The following is a 4,559-nucleotide window of genomic DNA, read 5'->3' as shown; positions in this document are numbered from 1 at the left end:
GGTTCAACGTTCAAGCCCGCCCTGGCCTCCGGCTCGTAGAGACATGAGCCTACGCCTCGGAGAGCGCGACGGCCGTTATCAAGGAGATCAACCCTCTGCTATTAAAATATACGCATTGGATTCAACTTCTTGAAATCAGGTCTGGGCCAGGGGTTCCGGGTTGAAGAGCCCTAACAGGCTCAATTCAAAAGAGTTACGCCTCAATAGAGGCGGCAAGCAATTCTCATCCAATGGGTGCAAGAGACCACTCCTGACATTGAGTTGTAACGTTAAGTAATGTCAAAATGTTATAACCTTTGAACCTAGAACCCTGAACCTAGAACCGATCAGTTTAGTTAAAGGATATTTGCATGCTGAACCACCAAGGCATTAAAACTCTGGGCCGGTACGAAATTTCATCCAAACTGGGTGAGGGAGGAATGGGAATCGTCTACAAAGCAACCGATTCTTTTCTCGAACGAACCGTTGCTTTAAAAATAGCTAAAATATCATCCACAGACCTGATCGGGCCGGATAAAAAAAGGCTCAATCGATGCCTGAAAGAGGCCCGGCTTGCGGCTCAGTTTATCCATCCCAATATAGTCATCACCTATGATGCCGGTATCGAAAATGACGTATTCTTCATCGCCCTTGAATATATCGAAGGCTCAGGATTACAGGCAAGTAGCCGCAAATGGAATCTTCTGCCCCGCAGTCAAGTGCTGGAAATCATATACAACACCTGTTATGCCCTCGACTACATCCATAATAAAGGCTACATGCATCTTGACATCAAGCCGTCCAACATCATGCTGACCAAAAAGGGTGAAGTAAAACTGATGGATTTTGGCATCAGCCGCTTTTTACAAGAAGATCCGAAAGATATCACAAAGACTGTAGGAACCTCTTATTACATGTCCCCGGAGCAGGCACAATCCGACCCTGGTCTCGATCACCAGAGCGACATCTTTTCGCTTGGCATTGTGCTCTATGAGTTGTTGACTGGAAAACGCCCCTTTGAAGGCAAAAGCTTTTATGAAACCATCTATAAAATTATAAATGTCGACCCGGTGGCGGTTAAAGAGCATGCCCCTGACATTTCCCCTGACCTGGAATTAGTTGTCAACAAAGCTATCAGTAAAAAAAAGGAGGAGCGTTTCAAAACGGCAAAGGAGTTTGCCGAGGCTCTGCTTCCCAGCATTAAAGGTAAAGACTCCCGAGCTTTAGACAAACAGGATAAAAAAAAGATCGATTACTTGAAAAGACTTCCTATTTTTAAACACTTTCAGTATTCCGACCTCTCGGATGTTATCAAGATCTCCACCTGGAGTTTCCACGATAGAAACTCACAAATAATTAAAAAAGATGACGATGACAATAATATTTATTTTCTTATCCAGGGGAAGGCCGCGCTGCATTTAAAAAGAGAGGTCAAAGTGTTGGAGCAAGGCGAATGTTTCGGAGAAACGGCTATTTTATATAAAATGCCGCGAAAAGCAGAGGTGATTGCCGATACAAATTGTGTGGTGATGACGATTAATGCCAACATCCTCAAACAAGCTTCAGACTCTATTCAGGTAAAATTCCTCAGAGAGTTTTATAATCTAAAGATACTTCAGTTGGTAGAAGCCAATTTAAAATTGATCAAGGCCGGGAAGTAAAATCATATTTCAAAGGTCTCAGGGTTATGGACGACGCTTATCCTTTAAGATATGATTGGAAATAACCACCCGCTGTATCTCCGAAGTCCCCTCATAAATCGTAAAGACCCGGGCGTCCCGGTAAAAGCGCTCTACCGGATAATCCTTAATAAATCCATACCCGCCGTGCATCTGCAGTGCCTTTGCAGTGACTCGATTCACCATTTCCGAGGCAAAAAGCTTGGCCATTGAAGCCTGGGCCGTATGGTTTACGCCCTTGTCTTTCATAGCGGCGGCCGAAAGGGTCAGTTGCCGGGCCGCCTCTATTTCAGTAGCCATATCCGCGATCATCCAGCGCAGGCCCTGGAATTTGGAGATCTTCTGGCCGAACTGCTCTCTTGTTTTGGCATATTTTACGGCGGCATCAAAGGCTGCCTGGGCAACACCGATCGACTGCGCCGCAATTCCGATACGTCCTCCATCCAGCGCTTTCATGGCGATCTTAAAACCGTCGCCTTCAGCGCCAAGCAAATTTTCAGCAGGTACTCGGCAATCGTTGAAGAAAAGATCGGTTGTATCAGAAGCACACAGCCCCATTTTGTCTTCTTCGATTCCCGCACTCAATCCCGGCGTATCTTTTTCAACCAGAAACGCGCTGATGCCGTGATGACGCTTGGTTTTATCGGTGACGGCCGTGACGATGGTCAAACCGGCACTGCGGCCCGAGGTAGTAAACCGCTTGGTACCGTTCAATATATAGCTGTCACCGTCCCGGACGGCCGTAGTCGATTGCCTGACGGAATCGGAGCCCGCCAGGGGTTCGGTCATGGCAAAGGCACCGATAATATCCCCCCTGGCCAGTGGTTTTAAATATTTTTCCTTCTGTAGTTCGGTCCCCCATCGATATATGCTCTCGCAAACAATGGAATTATGAACGGACATGACAACAGCGGTTGAGGCGCAGGAGTAGGCAATTTCGGAAAGAGCCAGCACATAGCTGACGGTGTCGGCACCGCTGCCTTCGTACTCAACGGGGATCATCATGCCCATCAGGCCCAATGCGGCCATCTTTTTCAGGTTTTCAGCCGGAAACTCTTTGGTCTTATCGCGTTCTGCAGCGGTAAGGGCCACGACTTTCCTGGAAAATTCCCTGGCCATGGTCTGAATCATGATCTGCTCATCGGTAAGATTCACTGTCATAAATTGCTCCGTTGCTCGTTACTGGCTTCTGGTTACTCGTTGCTGGTTTATCGTTACTCGTTGCTGGTTGCGGATTGCAGGTTGCAGGTTGCAGGTTGCGGGTTGCGGGTTGCAGGTTATTGGTTACGAGTTACTGGATGCTGGATACTGGATACTGCTTACTGATGACTGATCACTGATCACTGATAACCGATTACTGATCACTGACTCCTGAAACCTGAAACCTGACACCTGATCACTGATAACTGGTCACCTTGGCACGGCGTAGCTTCAGCGAAGACGGCTGCTTACTTTTCCCTGACACCTGATCCCTAGCACCTGACCCCTGATCACGGTCCGTAAACGACAACAATAAGCTCTGCTTTTCCCTCGCCTATGTTTCTTAACTGATGCCGTATCCCCGAGTTGAAGTGCAGGGAATCACCTGTATCCAGCTTATTTATTTGGTCTCCTACCATCACTTCGATCTTACCCGACAGCACATAGATGAACTCTTCACCTTCATGCTGATACCCAACACCCTTGTGATCCTGCATAGCGGCAATAAAAATTTTAAAGGCCTTCAAATGCTTATTCTCCGCACCCGGCGTCAGGGTAGTATAAGCATAATTGTCGGTACGTTTGATATAGGCGCGGATACGGTTCTTTAAACGCGACTCCTCTTCCCTGAGAAAAAAACCTGAATCTATCTCTAAAGCCCTGGATATCTGCAGGAGGGTGCCTACAGAAGGGATCTCTTTGCCGGCCTCTATCTTTTTAAGACAATCGATAGACAAGCCGGTTTCATTGACCACTCTGTCGAGGGTCATTTTTTTCCTGACCCGCTCTTTTTTGATTTTCTTTCCCACCGGTACAATAGCGCCGGCTTTCTTTTTCGCCATAACGCCTCCTTAATATTCGTAAAAACCGCGTCCGGTCTTTCTGCCCAGCCGGCCCGTTTCCACATATCTGCGCAGTAGCGGACAGGGACGGTATTTGGAATCTTTGAATCCATCAACGAGGGTATCCATTATGGCCAGGCAGGTATCCAGCCCGATAAGATCTGCCAGAGCCAAAGGGCCCATAGGATGATTCATTCCTAATTTCATTACCGTATCGATGTCTTCCCGCGTTCCCACGCCGTGATACAGACAGTAAATCGCCTCGTTGATCATGGGCATTAGAATCCTGTTGGCGATAAAGCCGGGATAATCGCCGGCCTCAGCCGGCGTTTTGCCGAATTTTAAGGTTAGATCCCGGGTTGTTTTAAAGGTTTCTTCCGAGGTTGCCAACCCGCGAATTACTTCAACCAGTTTCATCACCGGTACCGGGTTCATGAAATGCATCCCGATGATTTTTTCAGGCCTTTTGGTTCGGGAAGCAATTCGTCCGATGGGAATCGAAGACGTGTTGGTAGCCAGAATCACCTCGGATCCACAGATCTCATCCAGATTTTTAAAAATCTGAAACTTTACGATTTCATCCTCGGTGGCAGCCTCAACCACAAAATCGGCTGATGCCATATCCTTCAGATCCACGGTGGTTCTGATGCGTCCCAAAATCTCATCCAGCTCCTTGCCGGTCAGCTTGCCCTTGTCGACACCGCGCTTTAAAATAGTTGTTATGGTTTTCAGACCTTTCTTGACAAACCCGCTCTTGACATCGCTCATGATAACATTCAAGCCGCTGGCAGCGGCAACCTGGGCGATTCCAGTGCCCATCTGCCCGGCGCCGACAACACCAAATGTTTTTATTTCCATA

Annotated in this window: 4 protein-coding genes; 1 reads left to right on the top strand and 3 read right to left on the bottom strand. The window is 47.7% G+C overall.

All coding sequences use genetic code 11. From position 1 onward, the window contains the following. Positions 1 to 350 precede the first annotated feature (350 nt). Positions 351 to 1,640 (top strand): protein kinase domain-containing protein, encoded by a 1,290-nt coding sequence (locus V3S16_RS07055; protein WP_413883968.1) that lies wholly within the window; start codon positions 351 to 353, stop codon positions 1,638 to 1,640. Positions 1,641 to 1,664: 24 nt separating this feature from the next. Here V3S16_RS07055 and V3S16_RS07050 read toward each other — a convergent pair whose 3' ends face one another. The 3 genes from V3S16_RS07050 to V3S16_RS07040 all read right to left on the bottom strand — a co-directional run bounded on the left by V3S16_RS07050 (position 1,665) and on the right by V3S16_RS07040 (position 4,558). Further along, complete coding sequence (locus tag V3S16_RS07050; RefSeq protein WP_413883967.1) at positions 1,665 to 2,819, bottom strand: acyl-CoA dehydrogenase; 1,155 nt, start codon at positions 2,817 to 2,819, stop codon at positions 1,665 to 1,667. Between the two features lie 329 nt (positions 2,820 to 3,148). After that, positions 3,149 to 3,700: a helix-turn-helix domain-containing protein gene (locus tag V3S16_RS07045; protein ID WP_413883966.1), complete on the bottom strand. Its 552-nt coding sequence runs from the start codon at positions 3,698 to 3,700 to the stop codon at positions 3,149 to 3,151. Between the two features lie 9 nt (positions 3,701 to 3,709). Further along, positions 3,710 to 4,558: a 3-hydroxybutyryl-CoA dehydrogenase gene (locus V3S16_RS07040; protein ID WP_413883965.1), complete on the bottom strand. Its 849-nt coding sequence runs from the start codon at positions 4,556 to 4,558 to the stop codon at positions 3,710 to 3,712. Position 4,559: the final 1 nt, after the last annotated feature.

It is taken from the genome of Candidatus Desulfatibia sp. (genome assembly GCF_036446775.1).
In the GTDB taxonomy this organism is placed as follows: Bacteria; Desulfobacterota; Desulfobacteria; order Desulfobacterales; family UBA11574; genus Desulfatibia_A.
The sequence above is the reverse complement of the archived record's forward strand: the minus strand, read 5'-3'. Positions and strand labels throughout refer to the sequence as shown.